The sequence below is a fragment of the Rhodococcus artemisiae genome (genome assembly GCF_036327795.1).
In the GTDB taxonomy this organism is placed as follows: Bacteria; Actinomycetota; Actinomycetes; order Mycobacteriales; family Mycobacteriaceae; genus Rhodococcus; species Rhodococcus artemisiae.
In genome coordinates this window covers 21,130-46,003 of record NZ_JAUTXY010000008.1, presented here as the reverse complement: position 1 = coordinate 46,003, position 24,874 = coordinate 21,130, and the positions used below count along the sequence as shown (strand labels likewise).

Genomic DNA, 24,874 nt, shown 5'->3' with positions numbered 1-24,874 from the left:
ATGAATCGATTGCTCGAGGACAAAACCGCCATCGTGACGGGCGCGGGCTCAGGAGTGGGCCGCGCGACCGCCCTGCGCCTCGCCGAAGAAGGTGCACAGGTCGTGTGCGCCGACATAGATGTGGATCAGGCGAAGGAGACCGTCCGCCTCGTCGAGGCTGCCGGTGGCGCCGCGACTGCCGTCGCAACGGATGTGTCGGTCGAAGACCGGATCGAAGCGATGGTGAACGCAGCGGTCGAGCAGTACGGCCGCCTCGACATCCTCGTCAACAATGTCGGAATCCCCACGCCACGACTGGGCGCAACCTTCGAAGAGCACACCCGCGAGGACTTCGAGCGCCTCGTGTCGGTGAATCTGGGCGGTGTCTTCTTCGGGAGCAAGCATGCCGTCCTGCAGTTCAAGAAGCAGGGTTCGGGCGGTTCGATCGTCAATACCGGGTCGGTCGCCGGACTCGTCGCGTGGGGCGGCTCGGTGTACGGCGCTACCAAGGGCGCCGTACACCAGTTGACGCGCGCGGTGGCGATCGAGGGCGCACCTCACGGTATTCGGGTCAACGCCATCGCCCCCGCCGGGATGCCGCTGACCGGATTCATGACCGCGGGCGGACTGGATCCGGAAATGGGTGCACGCCCCGAGGTCACCGACCGTATCGCCACCCAGCATCCCCTCGGGCGGTTCATCACCGCCGAGGACTGCGCGGAGGCGATTCTGTATCTGGCATCCGACATGTCGAAGAACGTCACCGGTGTCGTCCTACCCGTCGATGGAGGGTACGTCGCACGATGAAAACCACATCGCTCGACCGAGACCGGGTACGCGAGTTGTTCGACCTGCAAGGGTCGTACAACGAGGCCACCGGCGGGAAGTTCTCCGAGGATCCGTATCCGATCTGGCATCGGCTCCGCAGCGAGAAGCCGGTGCACCCGGGCACGGTGCACGAGCTCACCGGAATATCGGAGCCGCTGATGTTCCAGGGACTCCCGTACCCCGACCGCGAGCACTTCTCAGTGTTCAGTTTCGAGGCCTGCAACGAAGCCTTCCGGAATCCGAGGGTGTTCGCGTCGTCTCCCGAAGCCGTGGACATCGACCCCGAGTCGGGTTCGCTCGTCCACAACAGCATGTTGTCGATGGGCGGAGTGCAGCACCGGCAGTACCGCAGTCTGGTCCAGCCGTCATTCCTTCCGTCGAACGCACAGTGGTGGATCCAGAACTGGATCGAGGAAGCGGTCCAACTCCTGATCGACGGGTTCGTCGACGACGGACATGCCGAACTCAACGTCGACTTCTGCGCTGCCATACCGGTTCTCACCATCACGGGAAGTTTCGGTGTGCCGATCGAGCAGGCGCTCGACATTCGTGAGGCCTTGAGCCGCGACAAGCAGAAGATCATCGACATCCTCGCTCCGATCGTCGCGGCACGGCGAGAAGAACCGCAGGACGACTTGATCAGTGTTCTGGTGCAGGCCGAGCGGACCGACGAATCCGGTACCACACAGCGCCTTTCGGATGAGGAGATCTACACCTTCTCACTGTTGCTGCTCGCCGCGGGATCGGGCACCACCTGGAAGCAGATGGGAACCACGCTCACCGCACTGCTTCAGCGTCCGGATGTGCTCGACAAGGTCCGCGAGGACCGGTCCCTGTTGCGCGCGGCGATCGAGGAGACCCTGCGCTGGATGCCCACCGACCCGATGTTCTCGCGGTGGGTCACCGAGGACATCGAGTTCTACGGTCAGGACATTCCGAAGGGTTCGGTCGTTCACCTGTGCGTCGCTGCCGCGAACCGTGATCCCGAGCGATGGGAACGACCCGACGAATACGACATCACCCGGCCCACGAAGTCGACGCTGGCATTCGGCCAGGGCGCCCATATCTGCCTGGGTATGCACGTCGCACGCGGTGAGATGACCGTAGGAATCAACGCTCTGCTCGACCGGCTCCCCGGGCTTCGGCTCGACCCGGCCGCCGAACCGCCGCGACTCGTCGGGATGTACGAGCGCGGAGCCACCGCGATTCCCGTCCTCTTCGATACGAAGTGAGGTGACCATGGCAGAAACCGAGTACACACAGACGGACATCAGCCTCCGAGGCGACGAACACATCCGCGTCTATCGCGAAAGCGGCGGAAAGGAAGGATACATCTGGAACGGTGTACCGACGCTCCTCCTCACCGTCACAGGCCGGCGTTCGGGCAAGCCGAAGACGTCCGCGCTGATCTTCGCCCGCGACGGAGACGACTACCTCGTCGTCGCTTCGAAGGGCGGGGCACCGCAGCACCCCCTCTGGTACGTGAACCTGCAGGCCGATCCACACGCCGAGGTGCAGGTACAGGACAGGACGATGTCGGTGGTGGCGCGGACCGCCACCCCCGAGGAGAAACCCCGACTCTGGAAGATCGTCACGGAAGCGTGGCCGAACTACGACCTCTACCAGTCCCGAACCGACCGGGAGATCCCGGTCGTGGTCCTGTCACCTACGTGACGACGTCTAGAATCAGACACCATGTCCCGGGCTGAGGAACGAGCGGTCGAACGATCGGTGGCCGTGCAACGGTCACGTTCGCGCGTCGAGAATCAGATCCGTGCGATTCTCGACGCGGCACACCGCCTCGTCGAGGCGAAAGGCGACGCGTTCACCACCCAGGAACTCGCAAAGGAAGCCGGGGTGGCCCTCCAGACTTTCTACCGCTACTTCGCGAGCAAGGACGAGTTGCTCCTCGCCGTCATCAGCGACGGGCTCAGCGACGCATGCCGACAGATGACCGTCGCTGCCGACGGTCTCACAGACCCACTGCAGCGACTGCGGTTCTACATCACTGCTTCGTTGGGTGGGCGGTCGAGGGACCCGGAACGCTACACCCTGGCCCAGTTCATCGTCGCCACCCATTGGCGGTTGCATCGTGTATTCCCGAAGGAGCTCGCCGAGGCCGACCGCCCCCTGGTCGAGCTCATCCACACCGAGATCCGGGCAGCTGCGGATGCCGGTCTGGTGACGTCCACCGACACGGAGCAGGACGCATGGTTCATCGTCGAGCTCACTCGCTCGGTGTACCACCACTATGCGTACGCGGCAGGCACCGTCGCGGAGGTCCAGGAGCAGCTGTGGCATTTCTGCCTCCGCGCTCTCGGTGGCACGGTGCGCTGATCCGCCCTCTCCACCTGTCCTACCGATAGAGCTGAGGCTCAATCGAATTCGATTCTTGCCACACAACCACAACTGTAGATATGGTGCAGGTCATTCCCACGGCGAGCAGCCCTCGAGGTGGAGAATGACGGAAAGCTTCTTTGCCGTGCACGATTCGGAGACAACCTCTTTCGCTCGGACCGTCTCGTCGCGCACGTCCACAGCCGACTGCCGTGTCGTCACGAGAATCATCGAGCAGCGCTCGCCGAAATCTACCAACCCACAACCTGATCGAGAGGTCGTCGATGATCCGCCGCAGACGAATACGGAAGCTACCGGCCGCATTACTGTCCCTCACGTTGTTCATGTTCGTCGCCGCATGCGGCGGTCCCGACTCCTCCGACTCGGGTTCCTCCGCTGACGACGGCGAGCCCGTCGCCGGCGGCTCCGCCACGATCCTGGAGATCGCAGAACCACCGACACTCGATCCCGCAAAGCTGTCGAACACGTGGGCCCACATGGCGCCCTTGGGGAATGCGCTCTACGGCACCCTCATGATCAACAGCACCGAAGACTTCGAGATCGAATACAAGATGGCCACCGATTTCTCCACCACGGACGGCGGGACCACTTTCGATCTGAAGGTGCAGCCCGGCCTGACCTTCACCGACGGCACACCCCTCGATGCCGCGGCCGTGAAATACAATTGGGACCGCCTGAAGGATCCGGCGACCGGTTCCACCGCGATCCGCGTCGCCAGTTCGATCGCGAACACCGAGGTGGTCGACGCCGAGACGCTCCGCGTTACCCTGGCCGCACCGAACCTCCAATTCGCACAGGGTATCGCTGCGACGTCGCTGAACTGGATCGCCTCCCCCACCGCACTGGAGAAGGGAGCCACTGCATTCGACGAGGACCCGGCGGGGGCCGGACCGTTCGAGGTGGTGCGCTGGACACGCCAGGGTGAGATCGAGATGGAGAAGAACCCCGACTACTGGGACGCACCCAAGCCCTATCTCGACACCCTCACCATCCGCACTGCGCACGAGGCCACCCAGCGTATGAACGCAATGACTACCGGCGCAGCAGATCTCGCCGCCGAGTCCAGCGCCAACAACATCATCGCCGCCGAATCGCAGGGACTGAACACCGAGGTCGTCCCCACCGGCGGAGGCCAGATCATCGCGATGAACAATCGTCGGGCGCCGTTCGACGACATCCGCGCCCGACAGGCCGTCCAGCTCGCGCTGGACACCGACAATCTGAACCTCATCGTCTACAACGGCGAGGGTGAGGTGCCGGAAACCCTGTTCGCCGAGGAATCCCCCTACTACCAGGACAAGCCCTTCCCCGACACGAACGCCGAGGAAGCGCAGAAGCTGTTCGACGAGCTCGCCGCCGAGGGCAAACCCGTGTCGTTCACGTTCATGTCCTATCCGTCCAGTGAGAGCAAGACGCTCGCGGAAGCCGTCCAAGCCCAGCTCAGCACCTACGACAACGTCGACGTGAAGGTCGAGATCCACGATATCGCCAACGCCCATGCGCGCACCGCTGCACGCGACTTCGACATGTCGATCACGTCGGCGATCATCCAGGATCCCGACTACGGCCTCTGGTCGGCCTTCCACTCCACCTCGCCCGGCAACTTCATGGGCGTCGACGACCCGGAACTCGACGAGGCACTCGACCGCGGGCGCGAGTCCGCGTCACAGGACGAACGTATCGAAGCCTACAACGCAGTCGAGGATCGACTCGCGGATCTGACGGTCGGCGTCTTCTACACGAAGGCGACACCCGCGGTCATCTACGGCGAGGACGTCCACGGCGTCGAGCTCTACACTCTCGGTTCACCTCTGGTGGAAGAGATCTGGATCGGCTGATCCGAGATCACCACGTGCCTTCGACACGGTGAGTCACCCCGGGAGCCCGTCCAGCACTGCGCGACTCCCCGACAGTCCGAGCCGCGTCGCTCCGGCTTCGAGCATCCGCACCGCGGCCTCCGCGGTGCGGATGCCGCCGCTCGCCTTGACCCCGAGCCTGCCACCGACCGTCTCCGTCATGATCCGCACCGCGTGCTCCGAGGCACCGCCGGCCGGATGAAACCCGGTGGAGGTCTTGACGAAGTTCGCGCCGGCCTTCTCCGCCACTCTGCACACCTCGACGATCGCTTCGTCCGACAGCGCAGCCGACTCGATGATCACCTTGAGCACCGCGTCGAACCCGATCGCCTCGCGGACGGTGAGGATGTCGGCGAGCACGGCGTTGTACTCGCCCGCGACCGCAGCTCCGACGTCGATGACCATGTCCACCTCGCGGGCACCCTGCTCGACGGCGAGGCGCGCCTCTGCCCCCTTGATGAGCGAATGATGCTTACCCGACGGGAAGCCCACCACCGTCGCGACGACCACACCGTCCGCTCGCACCGGCAACATCGACGGTGAGACACACACCGCGTACACACCGAGATCCCGGGCTTCGTCGACGAGTGCCTGCACATCTGCCGCGGACGCTTCGGGCTTGAGCAGGGTGTGGTCGATCATCGAGGCAACATGTGAGCGGGAGAACGTGGAATCCGGCATGCCGCCAGCCTTCCACACGTGAAAATCGTTTGCCCGGCTCGACGACGTCGGCGCACACTGCGAGCGTGCTGATCCGCAGAGAACTCCCGTCCGACGCCGACACCATCACGACGATCCATCACGACGCGTTCCGGGCGTCCACACCGGCCGGTCACGAGCCCGTCGAACCCGGCCTGGTCGTGGCACTGCGCGCCGGTCCCGCTTGGATACCGCAATTGTCACTCGTCGCGGAGGACTCCACCGGAACCGTCATCGGGCACGTGTGCGTGACACGCGCGAGCATCGACGGTTCCGCTGCGCTCGCGCTCGGCCCGATCGGGGTCCGCCCCGACCAGCAGGGCACAGGCGCCGGCGCCGCGTTGATGCACGCGGTTCTCGGCGCGGCCGATGCACTCGATGAAAGCGTCGTGGTCCTGCTCGGTCATCTCGACTACTACCCTCGGTTCGGCTTCGTCCCGGCGGCCGAGCTGGGGATCATGCCCGATGTCGAGGCGTGGGCTACACCGCATTTCCAGGCCCGCACGCTGAGCTGCTACGACGCGGACACGAAGGGGATGTTCCGGTACGCCCCACCGTTCTACGAGCTCGGCTAGATTCACCGCATGGGCGACGATACGGCGGACACGGCCCGCACGTTCGACGACGCGAGCGACACGTTCGATCTCCTCACCGAGACGGTGTGGGGTCCTGCCGGGCGGACCTTGGCGTTCCAGCTCGGGCTCGGCCCCGGCGACACGGTGCTGGACGCGTGCTGCGGCGCGGGTGCGTCCGCACTCCCTGCTGCAGCCGCGGTGGGCCCGTCCGGTCGCGTGCACGGCGTCGACATCTCCTCCGACCTCCTCGAGAAGGCCCGGCTGATCGCCGAGGCACAGGCGTTGCAGAACGTCGACTTCGTGTGTGCGGACGTGACGACGTGGGAGGCGCCGTCGGACATTCCCGCCGAGGGGTACGACGCGCTCGCGATCTCCTACGGCGTGTTCTTCCTTCCCGACATGCATCGCGCATTCGCGCGCCTCGTCGGTCTCGTCCGCCACGGCGGCCGGGTGGGCGTGACGGTGTGGCGGGAGGGAGCCATGGCGGAGTACGCCCAGGTCGTGTTCGACGTCGCATCACGTTTCAACCTCGACCTCGCCGAACGGGGGTCGCTGCGTGCACGGACTCCCCTCGGCGAGATCGACACCCCCCGCACGTTCGAGGCGTGGATGGCCGACGCCGGAACCCACTCCGTCGACGTGCGCGTCCTGTCGAACCTGCTGCCCGCTACCGACGAACTGTGCTGGAATCTCGTCACCGGCACCGGCTACCGGGCGGCGCTGAACGGTCTCGACGACGAGGAGATCGCGGCGGTCCGCCGCGGCATCGCCGACGAGGTGACGACGCGTGGGATCCACACGATCGACTTCACCACACTCGTGGGCACCGCTACCGTCCGACGTCCCCCGACCGCCGCTTCGGCACACCTGACACAATCGCGAGCATGACTCGTTCCACCTCGACCGACGACCGCCGTTACGTGTTGACCCTGGGCTGCCCCGACAGCACCGGGATCGTCGCGAAGATCTCCACCTTCCTCGCGGAGGTCGGAGGGTCGATCGTCGAGGCCGCCTACCACGCCGATCAGGACAACGGCTGGTTCTTCACCCGCCAGGCGGTGCGGGCCTCGTCCATCCCGTTCGGCATCGACGAGCTGCGGGAGCAGTTCGCCGTGGTGGCGGACGGGATCGGCCCGGACACCGAGTGGACGCTGTCCGACACCGGCCAGCGCAAGCGCGTGGTGCTGCTCGTCAGCAAGGAAGCACACTGTCTGCACGACCTGCTCGGCCGGGTCGCGGCCGGGGAGCTCCAGGCCGAGGTGTGCGCTGTCGTCGGCAACCACCGCGACCTCGCGAAGGTCGCGCGCCGCCACGGTATCGACTACCACTACGTCTCGTTCCCGTCCGATCCCGCCGAGCGCGGCCCGGCCTTCGAACAGGTTCGCAAGATCGTCGACGCGCATAATCCGCACGCCGTCGTCCTCGCACGATTCATGCAGGTCCTGCCTGCCGACCTGTGCGCCCACTGGGCCGGACGCGCCATCAACATCCACCACAGCTTCCTGCCGTCGTTCGTGGGGGCCCGGCCGTACCATCAGGCCTTCACCCGCGGCGTCAAGCTCATCGGCGCGACGTGCCACTACGTGACGGCAGAACTCGACGCGGGTCCGATCATCGAGCAGGACGTCATCCGGGTGAGCCACCACGACAGCGTGGCCGATATGGTGCGGCAGGGGCGCGACGTGGAGAAGCTCGTCCTTTCACGCGGTCTGCGCTGGCACCTCGAGGATCGGGTACTCGTGCACGGCCGGAAGACCGTGATCTTCAACTAGGAGACGGTGACTCCGGCGCGCTCCACGAGATGCAGCACTTCGTCGTCGAACGCATCGATGGCCTCGACGGAGCTCATATGGCCGACACCGTCCAGAACGACCAGCCGCTCGAGATTTCCGGCCTTCTCGAGGCCGGCCGCGAGCCGTCGCGCATGCACCGGAGGTGTGAGCCGGTCGGCAGTGCCGACCAGCACGGTCGTGGGGACGTCGAGGTTCTCGAGGCCCTCGTGGATGTCGAGGGTGCTCAGCGCGAAGCCCCAGCCGCCACGCGTGTGCGGTGGGCACCCGAGCACGATCTTCTCGCAGAAGTCGACCTCGGCCACGCTCGCCGATGGTGAAAGTGCCACGTATCTGAGAGCCCGCGTGGTGAACTTCGATTCCACGAGCGGCACCCGCGCACCCATCAACGGACGCACCATCTTCACCGGTACCCGAGGGAAGCGTTCGGGCAGTGCGATCAACGCGGCGTCCGCGACGAGGTTGTCCATCCCGGTGCTGGCCAGGAGCACACCCGCGGCCTTCTCCGAGACCTGCTCGGGGAATCGCTCGGCCCACGCGATGATGCTCATCCCGCCCATGCTGTGCCCGGCAAGCACCGCTTTGCGTCCGGCCGGGACCACCGCATCGAGGACCGCTGCGAGGTCGTCGGCGAGGACGTCCGGGCCGAGTCGGCGCGTTCCCGCTTCGCTGGCGCCGTGTCCGCGCTGGTCGTACACGACCACCCGGTACCGGTCGGCGAACGCGTTGATCTGCGGGGTCCAGTACATCCCGTTGCACGTCCACCCGTGGCTGAACACGAGGGGCTGTGCATCCGGATCGCCGTAGGCGAGCACGCGGAGCCTGGCGCCGTCGCCTGTCCGGACCTCGATCTCCTCGGCTTCCAGGCTCGGAGTGGTGAGCAAGGCGTGGGGAGCCACATCCGTCGTTCGCACCACCGTGGAGCGGGGGCGACGTGCCGCAACCATGCCTGCCGCGGCACCGGCGAGCGCGCATGCTCCTATAGCGAGCAGCATGGCCTGACGACGGGTGGGCTTCTTCACGTGTGTTCTCCTGAGTGGGCGCCGGTGGACCTGGCGATTATCGGTGTGGTGTCGAGTCGGTGTCGGGTGTGCACGCGGCTTACAGGACGTGTGCCTTGCGGAGCAGGTGCGCCGACGGACCGCCGATCAGACCCACCGAGTCGAGGAACTCGACCGTCCGTCGCGTGCCCTGCCGCAGCTTGTCGTGGTAGTGCGTATTTGCGCGCGCCGCGGCCTTGGCTTCGGCGATGTCGAGGCCCGCGGCCGCATACACCTGGTCGTTGATCAGGTTGGTCACGATCAAGTAGCCGGACACACCCAGATGCATGCGGACGTACGCGCGCTGTGCCCGCGTGGCCTTACGCATCCTGCGTTCGGTTTCCTCGCGCGCGTACCGAATGTGCCGTGACTCTTCGACGACGTGAATGTGGCTGACGGTGCGGGTGAGCGGCTGGACGCGCTCGTCGCGCATGAAATCGCGCTGCATCATGTCCAGAATCTCTTCTGCGAACAGCGTGGCGCCGAACGCGAGCGCACCCGATGCGACGGCCTTGAACCCTCGTCCGCTCACGCGGATCCACCTCTTCGGCCGGTACGACGGCACGCCGAGTCGCTTCGCCGAGCGCGCGAACATGATGGAGTGACGGCATTCGTCGGCGATCTCGGTGAGACCGAACTGGACGTAGGCGCTGGAAGGATCTTGCTGGTAGAGATCCCGGATGAGCATCTGCATCAGGATCATCTCGAACCAGATGCCCGTCCCGGCGATACTCGCCGCTTCATGCGTGGTGAGCGTGATCCGCTGCTGCTCCGGCATCCGTTCCCACAGGTCCGTGCCGTACAGACTCGACCATTCGGGAGTCATGCCGTATTTGTCGTCCGGGATCGGGGCGTCCCAGTCGATTTCGAAAGCAGGATCGAACGACTTACGTGCCGACGAGTCGAGAAGTCGTTGTGCTGTGCCCTGCTTTCCGTCGGTTGCGGACGACCCGCGAACCCGACCGGGCGCACTCTCGATCGACCCGTTGGTTCGAGTGATGGACATCGCGAACCACCTCGCCTCGACTAATATCCGTTACTCGAAGTGTCATTATCTGGATCACACTTGTCAAGTAAGCCGGCCGAGACGATCGCCGATCGGTGCTGCCAGGCACTACCAGCGCGGCTTTTGGACCTCCTCCACACGCGGGCGCACGTCCACCAGGTACACGCAAACCGCAACCACCGCGATGATGCCGAGAATCCCGACTGCCCCGAAGAGCAACAGGACGATCAGCGCGGCCGCGAGAATTCCCAGCCATACGGGTTTGGTGAGCTTGTCTACCGCCGGAAACGCCTCGGCGGGTTGACGAACTGCATGGAACAACGCGAAGCCGGCTCCGACAAGTGCAATGACCTGTAGGGCGAGCATGATCAGACCGGCAAGAGAATCGATATTCGGCACAGCACCCAGTCTACGAGAATCGGCTCCCGCGCAACTTCATGCGCGGGAGCCGATCGTGACCGACCCGGTCCGGGGCCGGGTCGTTGCAGTCAGGCGCCGGTGCTCTTGCGGGGCGCAGCCTTCTTGGCGGGAGCCTTCGCAACGGTCTTGGCCGGGGCCTTCTTCGCGGGAGCCTTGGCCGGGGCCGACTTCGCGACAGGCTTCGAAGCAGCCTGCTCGACCTTCTCCGTCACGGTCTCCGCAGCCTCGTCCACATCGTCCTTGACGGATTCGACGCGAGTTGCCGCCTCACCACTCGCCTCCTCGGCCTGATCGCCGAGCTCGAGGACTCGAAGGGCAGCGTCGTCGCCGGCGTCGGCGATCGCCTCGCCGACCTCGGTGGCCGTCTCGGAGATGCGGTCCGCAGTGAGCCCGGCGAACTTGGCGGCCTGCTCACCGACCGTGCGCGTCTGCCGAGCGACGGTGCCCAGGGCATCTTCGGTGAGGTCGACGACGTCACCGAAGGCAGCCTCGGCGCGGCCGAGACGCTCTTCGACAGCAGTCTGCTGGCGCAGCCGCTCGATGGTCTCTTCGCCGCGCTCGGCGAATGCGGTGTAGAGGTCGGACGCGACCTTCAGGTAGGCCTCGGCGACCTTGCGCAGTTCCTCGGCGCTGAAGCGTTCGCGCAGGTCCGCGAGCTCTTCGGGAAGCTCTGCGGGCAGCTCGCCCAGGCGGGCCCGCAGCGACTCGATGGTCTCGGTCAGATCGGCCGGGACCGAGGCGATGCGCTCGCGCGCCGTCTCGACGCGGTCGTTCACGTCGACCTGGGTGTTCTCGGCGCGCTCCCGCACCTGGGCGACCACATCGGCGACGGCCTGGACGACGGCGTCGCCGGCACCGACTGCGGCGTAGAGGGATGTTCGGAGTGCAACGTTGGGATCAGTCATGTCAGTTCTCCTCGTCGAGGTCTGTGGGATTCACGCGATCTGCTGGAACCACGCGGTCGGCGACGTTGCGGTCGCCGACGTTTGCAGGCGCCGGTTCCGCCGGTACTGCCTCGTTCTCGCGACAGAACGAGTCGTAGATGTCGAGCAGGACCTGTTTCTGCCGCTCCGACAATGTGGTGTCGGCAAGCAACGCGTCGCGTACCGCGCTGTGAGGTCGCTCCTCGAGGATTCCGGCTCGCACGTAGAGAACTTCGGCGGACAGCCGCAGTCCTTTCGCGATCTGTGCAAGCACTTCCGCGGACGGTTTGCGCAGCCCACGCTCGATCTGACTGAGGTACGGGTTGCTCACCCCTGCCAGCTGCGACAGCTGCCGCAGCGATACCTGGGCGGCTTCACGTTGGGAGCGAATGAAGCTTCCGATGTCCTGGGCAGCGTTACCCACCACCCGTGCAGCGATATCGGTGGGTCCTGCAGCCTCCGCGGACTCCGCGTTCCCGTCCTGGTCGTCGCCGGCCTTCTGGGCCGAATCTCGATTCGTGGACATGCCACCCAGCCTACGGAGAGGTGCTAGCTACAGCAAGCACTCTGCTAGCACGTGACGGAGATCATGCGAACAACAGCTCGGAGATCGTGTAGATCGTCAGCCCGGCCAACGAACCCACGACGGTGCCGTTGATGCGGATGAACTGCAGATCGCGCCCCACAGCGAGTTCGATCTTGCGACTCGCCTCTTCTGCATCCCAGCGTTCGACGGTCTCCCGGATCACCGATGTGATCTCGTCCGCATAGTTCGCGGCGATGAACCGGACTCCGGCGAGCAGCCATCCGTCGACCTTGCCGCGCAGCTCGGTGTCCTCGCGCAGCCGGACACCGAAGCGCTCGACGTTCTCGGCCACCTTCCTGCGCAGCGTGCTGTCGGGGTCGTCGACCGACTCGAGGATCATGCGTTTGGCGACCTTCCAGGTCGCAGACGCCAGTTGCGTGATCTCTTCGCGCCCCATGATCTCGGCCTTGAGTTTCTCGGCCTTCGCGATGGTCACCGGGTCGTACTGCAGATCCCGGGCGTAGTCGACGAGGAATTTCTCGGCCGCGAGCCGTACCTCGTGTTCAGGGTTGGAACGGACCTTCCAGGTGAAGTCGACCAGCTCCCGATGGATCTTCTCGCCCAGCATCAGGTCGACGAACTTCGGGGACCACGCCGGCGAATCCTTCGTGATGATGCGGTCGATGGTCTCCTGACTTCCCAGCGCCCACTGGTGCGCTCGTTCGGCGAGCATGTCGATCAGTGGACGCTGCCGCCCCTCGGCGAGGAGCTCACCGAGAATGCGTCCGAGGGGCGGTCCCCACTCGGGCTCGGCGATCCGCTTCACGATGGTCTGGTCGATGATCTGGGCGATGTCCTCCTCGCGGAGGATGCCCACCACCCCGCGCAGGATCGTCGAGGTTTCCTTCGCAACCCGCTCTGCGTGCTGCGGCTGCGCCATCCAGCCACCCAGCCTCAGCGGAATCTGTGCGGATTCGACCTTCGCCGAGACCACGTCGGGTGCGAGGAAGTTGGTTCCGACGAAGGAACTCAGACTCGCGCCGAGCTGGTCCTTCTTCCGCTTGATGATCGCGGTGTGAGGCACCGGAATCCCCAGCGGATGACGGAAGAGTGCAGTCACGGCGAACCAGTCGGCGAGGGCACCGACCATGCCCGCCTCGGACGCAGCGCGAACGTATCCGACCCATGCACCGGCGCCCCGGGTCTCCTGCCACCGGCAGAACAGGTACACCACGGCGGCCACAATCAGAAAGCCGGTCGCGACCGCCTTCATCCGGCGCAGATCCCGGCGCTTGGTGTCGTCCTCGAAAGTCATGTACTGCACCGGACCATTGTGCCGAAATTCGATCGCCGCCACCGCGCCCCGCGCGCGGAAGGCGCCCCAGACTCCGCACAGACACAGACTCCGCACAGACACAGACTCCGCACAGACACGCCAGGTACACCAGCGGATCGATCGAAGAGCAGGCGCCCGTAGACTGAGCGGACGATCGAGACCGAATGGATGTACCGAAACACATGCCTACTTCTCCCCCCGATGCGACCGATACCCAGCCCACGAAGCAGGACGGCCGCAAGCGTCGTTGGCACGAGCACAAGATCGCCCGCCGCGAAGAACTCGTCGAGGGCACCATCAAGGCCATCCGCACCCGTGGACACGAGATCGGGATGGACGAGATCGCTGCCGAGATCGGCGTGTCCAAGACGGTGTTGTACCGGTACTTCACCGACAAGAACGATCTGACGACGGCGACCATGATGCGGTACGTCGAGACCGTTCTCGCGCCGCGTATCTACGCGGCGGTGTCCGAGGACCTCGACGAGTACGACCTCACCCGGGTCGCGATCAGGACGTACGTCGAGACCGTTGCCGAGGATCCCGAGGTCTACCTCTACATCATGTCGAACAGCTCGTCGGCGAGCCGCGACGTCGTCGCCGACTCCGAGCGGATGATCGCAGAACTCGTGGCGGCAGTACTCGGCGAGCGGCTGCGACTGCTCGAGATGGATTCGGGCGGATCGGTGCCGTGGGCATACGGCATCGTCGGCGCAATCCAGCTGGCGACGCACTGGTGGATCTCGAACAAGTCCATGACCGAGGAAGACCTCGTCGACTACCTGACGATGATGGTGTGGGGAGGGATCACCGGGATCGCCCAGGTCTCGGGGTCGCCCGGGCGTTTCAAGTCGCGGCCGCACCCCTTGCTCCCCGACGACGAATCCTGACACGATTCACGTAACTTCTAGTTACGTGTAACCTCGGGGTATGTCCGATTCGATGCCATCGCACCACGACGAAGACGAGGATCCCGAAGGCTATCGGGGGCCGGCGGAGGTCGCGGTCGGAGCACAACACGCCACCGTCGACGTCGAACTGTCCGGACACTTCGATCCGATCGTCGGGCGACACCTGTGGCGAGGCCGCCTACGCCGGCTCGACGCCGACCTCCCACCCGAAACGCCGTTGAGTGCGGGCACCGAAGTGACGCTCCGGATCCCGCTGAGCGACGGAACTACAGCCTCCGCCACAGGGCGCATCACCGAGGTCGATCTGTGGGGAAGCCACATGATCGACGGCACCTCCCCACCGCCCTACCGGACACAGACCCGAGAAACGGACTGAAGAGGCGTCTGTGTGGCACGCTCGTCGCCATGGGTAACAACGGCGACGGATGGCACACCCCCGCAGTGGAGGCCCTTCGCGCAGGACCACGCAACCAGGTCGTCGACCTCGACACCAATGGCACACCGGGCTTCGACGGCGACAAGGAGTTCGGGACGAAGCTGATCGAGGAACGCGGCTCCGTGCTCTCCGACCTGCAGGAAATGCTCTTCGCGAACGGCCGCCTCGGCGACGAACGTTCCGTGCTGCTCGTACTTCAGGGCATGGACACCGCCGGTAAGGGCGGTATGGTCCGCAATGTGATCGGACACGTGGATCCGCAGGGTGTCGATCACACGGCGTTCGGTGTGCCGACACCGGAAGAGAAACGCCACCACTACCTGTGGCGCATCCACAAGGCACTGCCGCGCGACGGCCAGCTCGGCGTGTTCGATCGATCCCACTACGAAGACGTCCTTGTCGCCCGCGTACGCCAACTCGTCCCCGAGTCCGTCTGGCGTCGCCGCTACGACGAGATCAACCGGTTCGAACGCGACATCGCCGACAGCGGCACGACCATCGTCAAGGTCGCGATGTTCGTCTCCCTCGACGAACAGAAGGAACGTCTCGCCGAGCGACTCGAGCGCCGTGACAAGCACTGGAAGTACAACCCGAGCGACGTCGACGAGCGCGCCCTGTGGCCCGAATACCAGCAGGCGTATCAGGACATGCTCGACAAGACGAACACGGACCACGCACCGTGGTACGTGGTGCCGTGCGACCGCAAGTGGTACAGCCGTCTCGCGGTGATGGAACTGCTCATCGACGCCTTCGAACGTCTCGACCTCGACTGGCCGGAGGCGAATTTCGATATCGAGGCCGAGAAGAAACGGCTGGCGGAATCCTGACCGTCAGAACAGGTGCGGCGTCTCGATATGACGATGGTGATCGCGCCTGACGGTACCCGCCACCATGCCGACCGCAAGCACTACGGCCACGGCTGCGGCGACCCCGCTGGCAAGCGCGAACCCGCCGTGCCCGGATCCGGCTGCGACCAGGGTGAATGCAATCGTGATCACTCCGATGAGCGCGAGTGCGAATGCCGACCACGCGACGAAGAGGTTGAGCTTCATAGCCTTGACTCCTTCCCCGAGGACTGCGTTTCGGTTGATCCCGACGGTACCCCCAGGTGATGCCGGTCACAAGCTCAGCGGTGGGGCGTCACCGACGGTTTCACGGAATAGGTTGCGATCGCGAACTCCCCGTTGCGTGCCAGGTCGGTGAGTTCCAACTCCACGTGTCGCGGCAGTAGCGGCTTGCCCGCACCGATCGTCACCGGAGCGAACGACACGATCATCTCATCGAGCAGGCCCGCGTCGGCGAACTGCCCGGCGAGGTCTCCCCCGCCGATCATCCACAGGTCGCGATCACCTGCAGCGGCCGCCATCTCGTCGTAGACCGCGCGCACGTCGTCCTGTGTGAACCGGATATCGCCGGGTCCGTCAGGGCCCTGCGCAACGGGCATCCCGTCGCGGTGTGTGAAGACCCAGCAGGGGAATTCGTACTCCCACTTGTCGACCCCCGCGTAGTCCAGGACCCACTGGTATGTCGAGGCACCCATCGCGGCCGCACCGACGCGCGACATGAATCCTGCTCCGCCGCCGGGTCCGTCGTGATCGATGTCGCGCGACAGCAACCAGTCCAGGCTGTGGTCCTCCGTCGCGATGAAACCGTCGAGTGTGCTTGCGGTGAAGAAGATCATCCGGGTCATGTCGAGTTTCCTTCCGGCTCGTCTCCGAGCATGTGCGATGAGGCGCCGCGTTGCCATTCGAGCGGGTCCCCGTTGTCGATGCTGCGGCCGGCGGCGCGCAACATATGACGCACGAGCTGTCGCCGGTGCGCCGAGAATGTGAGTACGTGAGAGACGACACCGCCGAGTACGAAGCTCTCGGGCGGGTCGCACAGTGCGTCGATCAGGCGATCGCCCCAGGCGTTGCGTCGATCGATGTCGCGTACGGCTTCCGCCCATTGCGGCGCGATCACGTCGAACTGCTTGCACAGCGATGCCGCATCGTTGCCCGAACGCACGGGTTCGTCGGCGCCGATCATCGACGCGAGCCAGATCTGTTTCGACCACACGAGGTTGCCGAGTACCTGTGCGATCGACTCTTCGGGGCCGTCCCACGCGAGCACCACGAGCCCGGGGAGTCTCACACGCTCGTAGTCGTCCGCGGCCAGATCGCATGCGACATTCAGCAGTGCCCAGGTGTCGTCGAGATCGTGGTGGACCATCTGTGCGGTCACCTGACCGGCCGCGCTGCTACGGCCGTACCCGCCGGCTCCATCCTCCACCCACAGGTGCATGGGCGGATGGAAGTGGACTCCGTTGGGAGCGGGTAGCCAGTGCGAGTATCCGGATGGCGCGAGGGCGCGGCCCCCGGTCGCGCTCGGTGGATAGCCGTACGCCCGGGAGAACGCGCGGCTGAATCCTTCCACCGAGTTGTACCCCGCGGCGAAGGCGGTCTCCGTGACACCTCGGCCGTCTCGCAACTGCCACGCCGCCCTCTCGAGCATCACCCTGCGTCGCAGTGCGACCGGGGATTCCCCTGTGCCGAGCGAGAATTGACGACTGAAATGCCACTGCGACGCGAATGCACCGCGTGCCATGTCGTCGAGGTTCGCGTGGTCCTCGTCGAGAACGGCATCGAGCAGTTCGCGCAGTCGGTCGCGCCCGGATCCGGTCATGAACCCAGTGTCGCGCAGTGAACGCGAAGCGTGCTTGACCGTTCTTGCTCAGCTCCGTCTCGTTCCACCGGGTTGAGAGCACCCGAGGCGGGTACCCGACCACACATGACATCCCTGACCGCACTCGCCTTGACCTGCTCGCTCAAACCGTCACCGGCTCCATCGAGCAGCGACCTGATCGCCGAGCAGGTCCTCACCGAACTTCGCAAGCACGACGTGGCCGGCGACAAGATACGTCTGGTCGACTTCGACATCCGGCCCGGAGTCGAATCCGATATGGGTGACGGCGACCAGTGGCCACAGATCCGCGAGCGCATCCTGGACGCCGACATCCTCCTGATCTCGACCCCGACCTGGCTCGGTCAGATGTCCAGTGTCGCCAAACGCGCGCTCGAACGACTCGATGCCGAGCTGTCCGAAACCGACGACCGCGGACGCCCCGTCCTGTTCGACAAGGTGGCGATCGCCGCGGTCGTCGGCAACGAAGATGGAGCTCACGCCATTGTTGCCTGCCTGTTCCAGGCGCTCAACGACTGCGGATACACCATTCCCGCGCAGGGTTGTACCTACTGGAACGGCGAGGCCATGACTCCGGGAGACTACAACGATCTCGACGGTATACCCGATGCCGTCGCCTCCACCAACGCCACCGTTGCCCGCACAGCCGCGCACCTGGCCCGCGCACTTCGAGCACAGCCGTATCTCACTGGGGAGTCATGACAGCACGAGCAAGGAGCTGCAAGCGTGCAATTCGAGGTGCCTCGCCGACTTCGTGCCGAAGGTCGAGGCGTTCGGCTGCGTAGGATCCCGCTACGCCCCAGCGTCGTATCGGTGGTCAAATGTACTGTCGCAGTACTGATCGCGTGGCTGCTGGCCGATCGGGGTCTGAACAGTCCGGAAGCCTTCCTAGCCCCCTACGCTGCCCTGTTCATCATCGGCACCACGGTCCGCAGCTCGGTGGCCGCCGCTGTTCGACAGGTTACGGTCGTCGTGCTCGGCGTGTTCGTAGCGGCGTTGGCCGCGAGTACGCTGCCCGAACTCGCGGCACTGGCCGCTGCAGTCGCGGCCGGCACTGCCCTGGGGCGCAGCCGATGGCTGGCACCGGACGGAATCTGGGTTGCCATCACTGCGCTGCTCGTCCTGCTGTACGGCACGGCCACCGATGCCGTCGTGGTGTTCCATCGTGTCCTCGATGTCACGCTGGGAGTGCTCGTCGGCGTTTTGGTCAACGCCTTGGTCCTGCCTCCCGACCGACTGTCCCCCGCCCGCGACCTCATCCTGCACCGTGCGCAGGAGCTGTCCTCCCTGCTTGCCGACCTTGCAGACGGGCTGCGAGACGGCCGGCACGACGACGACCGGAAGCAGCAATGGGTATGGGAGCTCTACAAGTCGACCGGCGCCCGGGCTGCACTCCACGAGGGCAGGGTAAGCCTGCGAGGTAACATCCGCCGCGCGAGCTGGGCCAGAGTCGGTGGCTCACAGGTATACCAGCCGGTCGCAACGATCCTCGACCGGTCCCTGCTACATGTCTCGATGATCGAGGTCGCAGTCGCGACGATCGTCGCCTCCGATGCTTCGGTGGAAGGTTCCGCTGTTCCCGGCCGCGAACAACTCCATCAGGACGGAGCAGAGTTGCTCGAGACTTTCTCGACCGCGTTCGACCAACTCACGTGGGATCCCGCCCACCATCGAAAGCCCTACCTCCATGTCGTGGACAGCGCTCTCCCCGATGCGCGCTCGCGCCTCGCGTCGTTCGAGGACACAGTTCGACGCGAGCAGCCGTTACCCGGAGCGTGGTCAGTCATGACCGTGGCAGCCCAGGGCCTGTGGAACACAGTCGCAGCCCTCGATACGTACGAGGAACATGCGCGCGACGGTTCCGCACAGGCCGAAACGGGTACTCGCCATCCATGACTTCACACATCCGCACCTGCGAAGTGCATTCAGCGCCTCTGCCCAGACCGCGGGGCCCGATATCCGGCGAGGTCATCTCGCGGTTGCGCACGCCCGTCGGCATCGGCCCGTGGCCGATCCACGTAACCGGCGAACCGTACGGCGAAGACGTACAGCTCGCGCTTACGGTGCTGTACGAAATGCACTACCGCGGATTCGACGGCGTCGACGCCGAATGGGAATGGATGCCCGGTCCACTCGGCGTGCGCGCACAACTCGAACAGCTCTTCCTCGGCGCGTTGCGTCACGATGTCCCCGTATGTGACGACCCGAACGCGGTCCTCGACGCTTTGTGCCACGAGCCTCACGACGCATGGGGTCTGTCGCACCAGCTGGCTGCCTACGGAACGTGGGAGCATGTCCGCGAATTCTTCGTGCACCGTTCCATCTACCACCTCAAGGAAGCGGACCCGAACGCGTGGGCGATTCCACGACTCACGGGACTCTCGAAAGCCGCACTCGTCGCGGTCGAGTTCGACGAGTACGGCGGCGGTCGCGCCGAACGAGTGCACTCTCGGCTGTTCGCGGATCTGTTGGTTGCGGCCGGTCTGAGCGACGACTATCTCGGCTATCTCGAGTGTGTGCCTGCGGAGAGCCTCGCAACCGTGAACTTCATGTCACTGTGCGGTCTGCACAGGGTACGGACCCCGATGCTGGTCGGCATGTTCGCAGCAACCGAGGTCACCTCGACACCGAGTTCCCGACGGATGGTCTCCGCACTGGAGCGTCTCGAGGCCCCGCCTGCATGCGTCACCTTCTATTCGGAGCACGTCGAAGCGGACGCCGTACATGAACTGGTCCTGCGCTTCGATGTGGTCGGTGATCTGCTCGCGAAGGATCCGGGGTGCGGTGCGGAGATCGCGTTCGGCGCAAACGCCACCGAATTTCTGGAGGGACGCCTCGCACATCATCTGCTGACCGCGTGGGCGGAGGGCCGGTCGTCGCTCGAGGCTCCGGCTGTTCCGGCCGTATGACCGACGCGACGCAATGACGCTGGAGTCTGCGACGTCGGAAGTTGATGGTGATCAGCACCCCTCCCAGAATGGACACGACGACGCCTGCGACACGACGACGCCTGCAATGATCCCCACTGTCACCCAGCCTTCGAATCCGCCACCCGCAGCGACGAGTACCAGCGCGATGACCGCGATCCCGACGAGAACACACGCGTATCCGGCCCACCCGGCAAGACGGCTGCTCGGGGTGGGCCGGTCGCTGTGAGGTGAATTCGTCATACGCTGGATTTACCCACCCAGCACCTGGGGTCAAAACCTCTTCCTACAAACGGAATTCGGTCTCTTCATATCCCCGTCACAGATCAGCGAGCCGATTTCGCCGCCTTCTTCTCGGTGTGGGCGTCGGCGTTGGCCAGCGTTCCGGATGCGTTCTCGAGGTGTGCCCGGACGAACCATTGGAACTTTTCGAGTTGGCCGGTCTGCCCGATGAGAAGGTCCTCGGTGATCGCGTCGATCTTCCCGACCTTCGATATCGCCTTGCGATTGTCGGTGATGAGGCCGTCATAGACCAGATCGAGTGCCGCAAGATGCGCCTGGGCCGTGTCGCGGGCGACCGAATAGTCGTCCCAGGTCCGATATTTCTCGATGGCGCCAGGCGTGCCGAGCGGAGATTCACCGAGTGCCGCGATACGCTCCGCCACCTCGTCGGCGTAGCCACGGACGAGTTCTACTTGCGGATCGATCATCTCGTGTACGCCGATGAAATTCGGCCCCACGACGTTCCAGTGGATGTGTTTCAACGTCAGGTGCAAGTCGTTGTAGGCACTGAGCCGTTCCTGCAGTACGCGAGCCACTCCCGCGCCGTCCTTGTCGCTCAATCCGGGCACCGTGTACTTCGCCATGTTTCGTCTCCTTGATCCTGTCGGGTGTGACGACTGCATACCCGGCAGCGCACCGCGCCGAAACCTCCTAACTCCCGTGGAGCACACAGCGCAAAGCAGAGAACCACGCACAGACCCCAGCGACGGGGTCAGGCGTCCGGGCCGATGTCCTCCTCGTCCAGCCGGTGCACCGCCGCCTCCTCCGCGGACGCGGCGCCGCCGTCTATCCCCACGTCACTGCCGATGAGGTCGGAATCGACGTCCTCCCCCGTTCCCTCGTCCGGCGCCACGAGCCGACCGGATCGCTCGTCTCCGACTTCGTCTTCTCGGGACGGATAATCCGCACGGTCTTCGTCCGGCCCGTCGGTCGCAGTATCCGGGACTTCTTCTTCGAGACGCGACTCGAGGCTGTCGTGGGGTTCCATCGCGAGCGGTCGCTCCGGTGGTGAGTAGCCCTCGTCCAGAACGTCGTCCTCGCCACGATCGAGGAGCGTATCCTCGGGCTGCAATTGGTCCTCGTCATCAACGCTGTATTCGCCAGGGACACTCGCCCCGGGGTTCTCCGATGTAGGCATGTCACCGACGATGCCACTCGGCAAGAGCTTCCGCCATCGTTTGACGCTTCGGGGAATCGCGAAACGGGATCCGGTTTCGCGGACGAGCCGTGCGGGTACATGGGAACAAGATTCCGAAGCCGTCCGGCGGCGGAGAACACAGCGAGGTGACGTGATGATCATTCTGGGCTTGGTTCTGTTGGTGGTCGGATTACTGACGGGAATCTCGATCCTCACCACGATCGGGGTGATACTTCTCGTCGTCGGCGCCGTACTTGCAATCCTGGGTGCTACGGGTCGCGCGATCGGTGGCCGTTCTCATTGGTATTGAGATCCTGGTATTGACAACTTGGCATTGACATCTACGCACACCTGGTCACCGCACACCTGGTCACCGCACACCTGGTCACCCGCGAGGGTGGCCGGGTCTGCGATGACTGGTGTCGCACAACGGATACAGGGCACTTCGTCGACACCGGCACACCGCCACGACGAAACGGTCGGATTCGGTTTCGCTGCCGTCCTCCGCGACAATACGGATCGGCCCCTCGACGAGCGCAGGCCCACCCTTCACGAGCCGCACCACACGCACATCGCGGTCGTCGCGATCATGCATCGGCCACACCGTCTGCCTCGCCTCCCGTCCGGGTTCTTTCTGCACGGATCACCACCACCTCTTCCTGCGCCGCTTCCTCGTCGGCGAGACGCACCTCCCGAAGGTATCGGACTCTGCTCCGTAGCACGGGCCCGAACGGGATACTCTGCCGAGCGACCACTGCTGCCTTCAGTCCTCCGCATTGCAGCCGGTCGAGAGTGGCATCCACCCCGCTGAATTCGGACTGGACGATCAGCGCGAACCCCTTCGACGACAACAACGTCGGCAGTTCGTCGCACAGCGGATCGAGGATGCGCCGCCCGTCCGGGCCGGCATCCCATCGCGGATCGGAGTCTCCATTCTCGTGTGGAACATAGGGCGGATTGGACAAGACGACATCGAACGGCCCCGACCTCGCTGCGGCGCCCAGGTCACCGCGCACTACGCGCACACTCAGGCCGCGCGCGCGAACGTTGAGTCGTGCTGTGAGCACAGCGCGCGACGAGATGTCGACGGCCGTCACCGACGCGGCACCCAGATCTGCTGCGGTCACCGCGAGAAATCCTGTGCCAGTGCAGAAATCCAACACTCGAGCATCATCTGTACCCCACGATTCTGCCATGGCCTGCGCAAGTAGGAACGAATCTTCTTGCGGCCGGTACACTCCGGGCAACCGCCATACTCGGGCCGGCTGCTTACGGATGAACAGCAGTGGAGCTGTCACGACGCCATCACCTCGAATCCTGAACGTGCTGGCGATTACCCCCGTTCCGACGCGATCAAACCGCATGACGGCACCCGGGATTCCGCGGCGAGTCACATCAGGGTCACGTCACATCAGGTCAGGATCCGCCGTGTCAGCCCGTGGAGCCTACGTCGCACCGTGCCTGAGGGCTTCGAGTCCCCGAGCGCCGCGTGAGCGGCATTCCATCCGCACATTCCGTGGACGCCCCCACCCGGATGGGCGCCTGCACTCGCGAGGAACACCCCGTCCACCGGCGTACGCGGACCTCCGAATCCGGGCAGGGGACGCAGGAACAACTGCTGGTGGATCTGTGCCGTACCGCCGTTCACGGCGCCTCCGACCAAGTTCGCGTCTGCAGCTTCCAGCTCGCGCGGGCGCTGCACCGTGCGTCCGAGAATCGAGTCGTGGAATCCCGGTGCGTACGCCTCGAGTTGCGCATCCACCCGCCCGGCGAGCTGGTCGGCCGAAATGTCATCGACGATGCCCCGGGGAAGATGCGTGTAGGCCCAGCAGCTTTCGGTGCCGACCGGCGACCGGGACGGGTCGGCAGTTGTCATCTGCCCGACCAGCATGAACGGCAACTCGGGCACCACACCCGTCTCGAGATCCGCTGCCCACCGCACGCGTATCGGCACCGACGTGAACCGTCCCTGCTCCTGCCAACGACTGCGAGCGCCAGGGAATGGGACGATCGAGTGCGTAGTTCACCTTCACCACGGGCGTGTCCCATTGGAATCCGCGAAGATCCGAGCGTATCCGGCCTCCGACGACGTCGGCGGGAAGCAACTGCCCGTAGAGAGCAGGCGCAGACACGTCCGCGAGCACCGCGCGACGAACTCGAATTCGTTCGCCGGTGGCTGTCCGGACGGCCGTCGCGCGCCCCTTCTCGACCTCGATGTGGGTGACATTCTGTCTGCACAGGACGCGAGCACCCGCACTCTCCCCGCGCTGCACGAGCGCTTCGGTCAGCGCACCCGCACCGCCTGTCGGCGCCGGAAAACCCACATCCTGCGCGAGCATTGTCAGGATGTAGCCCATGGCGCCGCTTCCGGGAGCATCCGGTGGCACATCCGTATGCATGGCGTTGCCGAGCATCAGCAGTCGCGCGGACGCCCCGCCGAATAGTTCCTCGGACATCCGCAACACCGGCAACGCGAGCAGCCTCGCGAAGCGCAGCGACTCCCCGGAGCCCAATTCGCGAATCAGGGATGCCGCGCCGCGCACCGGCGGAAACGGACGAAGGAGTGCCTGAAGGAACGGCTCACGGATCCGCGTCCACTGTTCGACCAACGTCAGCCATGCATTCCCGTCGCCGGCGCAGCGGCGTTCGAGGTCGGATGCGGTGTCGTCCGGATCCGGTCGCACCACCACGGCATCGTCGTCTTCCGGCCCCGAGGGGTGACCGAACGCCGCGGCGGAACGACTCCAGCGCAGACCGTACGATCCGAGATCCAGAGAGCGGAACGCGGGCGACACGGCCGCGAGCGGATGGAACGCACTGAACAGATCAGCAGTGAATCCGGGAAACAGTTCCACGCTTCGGACCGCACCACCGGGCATCTGTTGTTCCTCGAGGACGACCACGTCCCAGCCCGCATCGGCGAGCACCGCGGCCGCCGTCAGTCCGTTGGGACCGGCACCCACGACAACCGCATCCACCGTGCCCAGCCCTGTGTGGCGGGGAGCGCCGTTTTCGGAGTTCATGCCGTCCCCTCCTCGAGTGTCTCGGAGTGCACGGACCGCCGTCCGAGCCGTACGCGACGTCCTTCGCCTGCGCCTTACGCTACGGGAGACGGGTGTGGCGCCACGCCGGTGTGGGTACCAACCACCCATGGTGTCCTTC

Annotated in this window: 30 protein-coding genes and 1 pseudogene; 15 read left to right on the top strand and 16 right to left on the bottom strand. The window is 65.1% G+C overall.

The annotated features are described in order from the left end of the window. From Q7514_RS17620 to Q7514_RS17600, 5 genes are all read left to right on the top strand, one after another. Complete coding sequence (locus Q7514_RS17620) at positions 1-786, top strand: SDR family NAD(P)-dependent oxidoreductase (RefSeq protein WP_330134584.1); 786 nt, start codon at positions 1-3, stop codon at positions 784-786. Then, positions 783-2,039 carry a cytochrome P450 gene (locus Q7514_RS17615; protein ID WP_330134583.1) on the top strand — a complete coding sequence of 419 codons (1,257 nt, stop codon included), beginning with the start codon at positions 783-785 and terminating at the stop codon, positions 2,037-2,039. The genes Q7514_RS17620 and Q7514_RS17615 overlap by 4 nt, the downstream gene beginning before the upstream one ends. A gap of 7 nt (positions 2,040-2,046) precedes the next feature. Continuing rightward, positions 2,047-2,481 (top strand): nitroreductase family deazaflavin-dependent oxidoreductase, encoded by a 435-nt coding sequence (locus Q7514_RS17610; RefSeq protein ID WP_330134582.1) that lies wholly within the window; start codon positions 2,047-2,049, stop codon positions 2,479-2,481. Positions 2,482-2,544: 63 nt separating this feature from the next. Then, on the top strand, positions 2,545-3,144 hold the full coding sequence (locus Q7514_RS17605) for a TetR/AcrR family transcriptional regulator (RefSeq protein WP_330134747.1): 600 nt from the start codon (positions 2,545-2,547) through the stop codon (positions 3,142-3,144). Between the two features lie 344 nt (positions 3,145-3,488). After that, on the top strand, positions 3,489-5,003 hold the full coding sequence (locus tag Q7514_RS17600; protein ID WP_330134746.1) for an ABC transporter substrate-binding protein: 1,515 nt from the start codon (positions 3,489-3,491) through the stop codon (positions 5,001-5,003). A 33-nt stretch (positions 5,004-5,036) separates the two neighbouring features. Here Q7514_RS17600 and deoC read toward each other — a convergent pair whose 3' ends face one another. Continuing rightward, positions 5,037-5,702 carry a deoxyribose-phosphate aldolase gene (gene deoC, locus Q7514_RS17595; protein WP_330134581.1) on the bottom strand — a complete coding sequence of 222 codons (666 nt, stop codon included), beginning with the start codon at positions 5,700-5,702 and terminating at the stop codon, positions 5,037-5,039. A gap of 65 nt (positions 5,703-5,767) precedes the next feature. Between deoC and Q7514_RS17590 the strand changes: the two genes are divergently transcribed. The 3 genes from Q7514_RS17590 to purU are packed head-to-tail and all read left to right on the top strand — an operon-like array spanning position 5,768 to position 8,067. After that, a complete protein-coding gene (locus Q7514_RS17590) occupies positions 5,768-6,295 on the top strand; it encodes a GNAT family N-acetyltransferase (RefSeq protein ID WP_330134580.1) in 528 nt (175 codons plus the stop codon). A 9-nt stretch (positions 6,296-6,304) separates the two neighbouring features. Next, on the top strand, positions 6,305-7,183 hold the full coding sequence (locus Q7514_RS17585; protein WP_330134579.1) for a class I SAM-dependent methyltransferase: 879 nt from the start codon (positions 6,305-6,307) through the stop codon (positions 7,181-7,183). Beyond that, complete coding sequence (purU, locus tag Q7514_RS17580) at positions 7,180-8,067, top strand: formyltetrahydrofolate deformylase (protein ID WP_330134578.1); 888 nt, start codon at positions 7,180-7,182, stop codon at positions 8,065-8,067. Before Q7514_RS17585 ends, purU begins: the two co-directional genes overlap by 4 nt. Here the strand turns inward: purU and Q7514_RS17575 are convergent. The 6 genes from Q7514_RS17575 to Q7514_RS17550 form a co-directional block, all read right to left on the bottom strand. Continuing rightward, positions 8,064-9,107 (bottom strand): alpha/beta fold hydrolase, encoded by a 1,044-nt coding sequence (locus tag Q7514_RS17575; protein ID WP_408016121.1) that lies wholly within the window; start codon positions 9,105-9,107, stop codon positions 8,064-8,066. The two genes, purU and Q7514_RS17575, sit on opposite strands and share 4 nt — an antisense overlap. Before the next feature lie 79 nt (positions 9,108-9,186). Further along, positions 9,187-10,131 carry an AurF N-oxygenase family protein gene (locus Q7514_RS17570; RefSeq protein WP_330134577.1) on the bottom strand — a complete coding sequence of 315 codons (945 nt, stop codon included), beginning with the start codon at positions 10,129-10,131 and terminating at the stop codon, positions 9,187-9,189. A gap of 108 nt (positions 10,132-10,239) precedes the next feature. Continuing rightward, positions 10,240-10,530 (bottom strand): DUF2516 family protein, encoded by a 291-nt coding sequence (locus Q7514_RS17565; RefSeq protein WP_330134576.1) that lies wholly within the window; start codon positions 10,528-10,530, stop codon positions 10,240-10,242. 89 nt (positions 10,531-10,619) lie between these two features. Then, on the bottom strand, positions 10,620-11,456 hold the full coding sequence (locus Q7514_RS17560; protein WP_330134575.1) for a heparin-binding hemagglutinin: 837 nt from the start codon (positions 11,454-11,456) through the stop codon (positions 10,620-10,622). 1 nt (position 11,457) lies between these two features. Continuing rightward, positions 11,458-12,000, bottom strand: coding sequence for a helix-turn-helix domain-containing protein (locus Q7514_RS17555; RefSeq protein WP_330134574.1), 543 nt, complete (start codon positions 11,998-12,000; stop codon positions 11,458-11,460). A gap of 61 nt (positions 12,001-12,061) precedes the next feature. Continuing rightward, positions 12,062-13,315: a DUF445 domain-containing protein gene (locus Q7514_RS17550; RefSeq protein WP_330134744.1), complete on the bottom strand. Its 1,254-nt coding sequence runs from the start codon at positions 13,313-13,315 to the stop codon at positions 12,062-12,064. Positions 13,316-13,518: 203 nt separating this feature from the next. Here Q7514_RS17550 and Q7514_RS17545 point away from each other — a divergent pair, with 203 nt between their 5' ends. From Q7514_RS17545 to Q7514_RS17535, 3 genes are read left to right on the top strand one after another with little or no spacing between them, the layout of a single operon-like run. Then, entirely contained in the window at positions 13,519-14,226 is a 708-nt protein-coding gene (locus Q7514_RS17545) for a TetR/AcrR family transcriptional regulator (RefSeq protein WP_330134573.1), read from the top strand. Between the two features lie 40 nt (positions 14,227-14,266). Then, the gene (locus Q7514_RS17540) at positions 14,267-14,623 is read left to right on the top strand and encodes a DUF4873 domain-containing protein (RefSeq protein ID WP_330134572.1); all 357 of its coding nucleotides are present in this window, start codon (positions 14,267-14,269) and stop codon (positions 14,621-14,623) included. A gap of 29 nt (positions 14,624-14,652) precedes the next feature. After that, positions 14,653-15,510, top strand: coding sequence for a polyphosphate kinase 2 family protein (locus Q7514_RS17535; protein ID WP_330134571.1), 858 nt, complete (start codon positions 14,653-14,655; stop codon positions 15,508-15,510). A 3-nt stretch (positions 15,511-15,513) separates the two neighbouring features. Here Q7514_RS17535 and Q7514_RS17530 read toward each other — a convergent pair whose 3' ends face one another. The 3 genes from Q7514_RS17530 to Q7514_RS17520 form a co-directional block, all read right to left on the bottom strand. Then, the gene (locus Q7514_RS17530; RefSeq protein ID WP_330134570.1) at positions 15,514-15,735 is read right to left on the bottom strand and encodes a hypothetical protein; all 222 of its coding nucleotides are present in this window, start codon (positions 15,733-15,735) and stop codon (positions 15,514-15,516) included. 74 nt (positions 15,736-15,809) lie between these two features. Continuing rightward, positions 15,810-16,373 (bottom strand): dihydrofolate reductase family protein, encoded by a 564-nt coding sequence (locus Q7514_RS17525; RefSeq protein WP_330134569.1) that lies wholly within the window; start codon positions 16,371-16,373, stop codon positions 15,810-15,812. Continuing rightward, on the bottom strand, positions 16,370-17,347 hold the full coding sequence (locus Q7514_RS17520; RefSeq protein ID WP_330134568.1) for a helix-turn-helix transcriptional regulator: 978 nt from the start codon (positions 17,345-17,347) through the stop codon (positions 16,370-16,372). Before Q7514_RS17520 ends, Q7514_RS17525 begins: the two co-directional genes overlap by 4 nt. A 105-nt stretch (positions 17,348-17,452) precedes the next feature. On the opposite strand from Q7514_RS17520, the gene Q7514_RS17515 reads away from it, so the two are divergent. The 3 genes from Q7514_RS17515 to Q7514_RS17505 all read left to right on the top strand — a co-directional run bounded on the left by Q7514_RS17515 (position 17,453) and on the right by Q7514_RS17505 (position 20,274). Continuing rightward, positions 17,453-18,067 carry a flavodoxin family protein gene (locus Q7514_RS17515; protein ID WP_330134567.1) on the top strand — a complete coding sequence of 205 codons (615 nt, stop codon included), beginning with the start codon at positions 17,453-17,455 and terminating at the stop codon, positions 18,065-18,067. 111 nt (positions 18,068-18,178) lie between these two features. Then, positions 18,179-19,261, top strand: coding sequence for an FUSC family protein (locus Q7514_RS17510; RefSeq protein WP_330134566.1), 1,083 nt, complete (start codon positions 18,179-18,181; stop codon positions 19,259-19,261). Beyond that, positions 19,258-20,274, top strand: a complete 1,017-nt coding sequence (locus Q7514_RS17505; RefSeq protein ID WP_330134565.1) for an iron-containing redox enzyme family protein — start codon at positions 19,258-19,260, stop codon at positions 20,272-20,274. Before Q7514_RS17510 ends, Q7514_RS17505 begins: the two co-directional genes overlap by 4 nt. A 51-nt stretch (positions 20,275-20,325) precedes the next feature. On the opposite strand, the gene Q7514_RS17500 is transcribed toward Q7514_RS17505, so the two are convergent. The 3 genes from Q7514_RS17500 to Q7514_RS17490 form a co-directional block, all read right to left on the bottom strand. Then, complete coding sequence (locus Q7514_RS17500) at positions 20,326-20,535, bottom strand: hypothetical protein (protein WP_330134564.1); 210 nt, start codon at positions 20,533-20,535, stop codon at positions 20,326-20,328. A gap of 83 nt (positions 20,536-20,618) precedes the next feature. Next, on the bottom strand, positions 20,619-21,158 hold the full coding sequence (locus Q7514_RS17495) for a Dps family protein (protein ID WP_330134563.1): 540 nt from the start codon (positions 21,156-21,158) through the stop codon (positions 20,619-20,621). 128 nt (positions 21,159-21,286) lie between these two features. After that, on the bottom strand, positions 21,287-21,712 hold the full coding sequence (locus Q7514_RS17490; RefSeq protein ID WP_330134562.1) for a DUF5709 domain-containing protein: 426 nt from the start codon (positions 21,710-21,712) through the stop codon (positions 21,287-21,289). 154 nt (positions 21,713-21,866) lie between these two features. Here Q7514_RS17490 and Q7514_RS17485 point away from each other — a divergent pair, with 154 nt between their 5' ends. Next, complete coding sequence (locus Q7514_RS17485; RefSeq protein WP_330134561.1) at positions 21,867-22,022, top strand: DUF6131 family protein; 156 nt, start codon at positions 21,867-21,869, stop codon at positions 22,020-22,022. Positions 22,023-22,097: 75 nt separating this feature from the next. On the opposite strand, the gene Q7514_RS17480 is transcribed toward Q7514_RS17485, so the two are convergent. From Q7514_RS17480 to Q7514_RS17470, 3 genes and pseudogenes are all read right to left on the bottom strand, one after another. Further along, positions 22,098-22,307, bottom strand: a complete 210-nt coding sequence (locus tag Q7514_RS17480) for a CDGSH iron-sulfur domain-containing protein (RefSeq protein WP_330134560.1) — start codon at positions 22,305-22,307, stop codon at positions 22,098-22,100. After that, positions 22,300-23,010 carry a HemK2/MTQ2 family protein methyltransferase gene (locus tag Q7514_RS17475; RefSeq protein WP_330134559.1) on the bottom strand — a complete coding sequence of 237 codons (711 nt, stop codon included), beginning with the start codon at positions 23,008-23,010 and terminating at the stop codon, positions 22,300-22,302. Before Q7514_RS17475 ends, Q7514_RS17480 begins: the two co-directional genes overlap by 8 nt. A 113-nt stretch (positions 23,011-23,123) precedes the next feature. Then, positions 23,124-24,735: pseudogene (locus Q7514_RS17470) on the bottom strand (phytoene desaturase family protein). Between the last annotated feature and the right edge of the window lie 139 nt (positions 24,736-24,874).

Bases quoted from the DNA above. Each gene is read 5' to 3' on its own strand.
- Q7514_RS17585 (WP_330134579.1), top strand. From the start codon at position 6,305: ATGGGCGACGATACGGCGGACACGGCCCGCACGTTCGACGACGCGAGC.
- Q7514_RS17505 (WP_330134565.1), top strand. From the start codon at position 19,258: ATGACTTCACACATCCGCACCTGCGAAGTGCATTCAGCGCCTCTGCCC.
- Q7514_RS17535 (WP_330134571.1), top strand. From the start codon at position 14,653: ATGGGTAACAACGGCGACGGATGGCACACCCCCGCAGTGGAGGCCCTT.
- Q7514_RS17485 (WP_330134561.1), top strand. From the start codon at position 21,867: ATGATCATTCTGGGCTTGGTTCTGTTGGTGGTCGGATTACTGACGGGA.
- Q7514_RS17620 (WP_330134584.1), top strand. From the start codon at position 1: ATGAATCGATTGCTCGAGGACAAAACCGCCATCGTGACGGGCGCGGGC.
- Q7514_RS17490 (WP_330134562.1), bottom strand. From the start codon at position 21,712: ATGCCTACATCGGAGAACCCCGGGGCGAGTGTCCCTGGCGAATACAGC.
- Q7514_RS17520 (WP_330134568.1), bottom strand. From the start codon at position 17,347: ATGACCGGATCCGGGCGCGACCGACTGCGCGAACTGCTCGATGCCGTT.
- purU (WP_330134578.1), top strand. From the start codon at position 7,180: ATGACTCGTTCCACCTCGACCGACGACCGCCGTTACGTGTTGACCCTG.
- Q7514_RS17560 (WP_330134575.1), bottom strand. From the start codon at position 11,456: ATGACTGATCCCAACGTTGCACTCCGAACATCCCTCTACGCCGCAGTC.
- Q7514_RS17545 (WP_330134573.1), top strand. From the start codon at position 13,519: ATGCCTACTTCTCCCCCCGATGCGACCGATACCCAGCCCACGAAGCAG.
- Q7514_RS17530 (WP_330134570.1), bottom strand. From the start codon at position 15,735: ATGAAGCTCAACCTCTTCGTCGCGTGGTCGGCATTCGCACTCGCGCTC.
- Q7514_RS17525 (WP_330134569.1), bottom strand. From the start codon at position 16,373: ATGACCCGGATGATCTTCTTCACCGCAAGCACACTCGACGGTTTCATC.
- Q7514_RS17550 (WP_330134744.1), bottom strand. From the start codon at position 13,315: ATGACTTTCGAGGACGACACCAAGCGCCGGGATCTGCGCCGGATGAAG.
- Q7514_RS17610 (WP_330134582.1), top strand. From the start codon at position 2,047: ATGGCAGAAACCGAGTACACACAGACGGACATCAGCCTCCGAGGCGAC.
- Q7514_RS17540 (WP_330134572.1), top strand. From the start codon at position 14,267: ATGTCCGATTCGATGCCATCGCACCACGACGAAGACGAGGATCCCGAA.
- Q7514_RS17515 (WP_330134567.1), top strand. From the start codon at position 17,453: ATGACATCCCTGACCGCACTCGCCTTGACCTGCTCGCTCAAACCGTCA.
- Q7514_RS17500 (WP_330134564.1), bottom strand. From the start codon at position 20,535: ATGACGAATTCACCTCACAGCGACCGGCCCACCCCGAGCAGCCGTCTT.
- Q7514_RS17615 (WP_330134583.1), top strand. From the start codon at position 783: ATGAAAACCACATCGCTCGACCGAGACCGGGTACGCGAGTTGTTCGAC.
- Q7514_RS17555 (WP_330134574.1), bottom strand. From the start codon at position 12,000: ATGTCCACGAATCGAGATTCGGCCCAGAAGGCCGGCGACGACCAGGAC.
- Q7514_RS17495 (WP_330134563.1), bottom strand. From the start codon at position 21,158: ATGGCGAAGTACACGGTGCCCGGATTGAGCGACAAGGACGGCGCGGGA.
- deoC (WP_330134581.1), bottom strand. From the start codon at position 5,702: ATGCCGGATTCCACGTTCTCCCGCTCACATGTTGCCTCGATGATCGAC.
- Q7514_RS17570 (WP_330134577.1), bottom strand. From the start codon at position 10,131: ATGTCCATCACTCGAACCAACGGGTCGATCGAGAGTGCGCCCGGTCGG.
- Q7514_RS17600 (WP_330134746.1), top strand. From the start codon at position 3,489: ATGTTCGTCGCCGCATGCGGCGGTCCCGACTCCTCCGACTCGGGTTCC.
- Q7514_RS17480 (WP_330134560.1), bottom strand. From the start codon at position 22,307: ATGCATGATCGCGACGACCGCGATGTGCGTGTGGTGCGGCTCGTGAAG.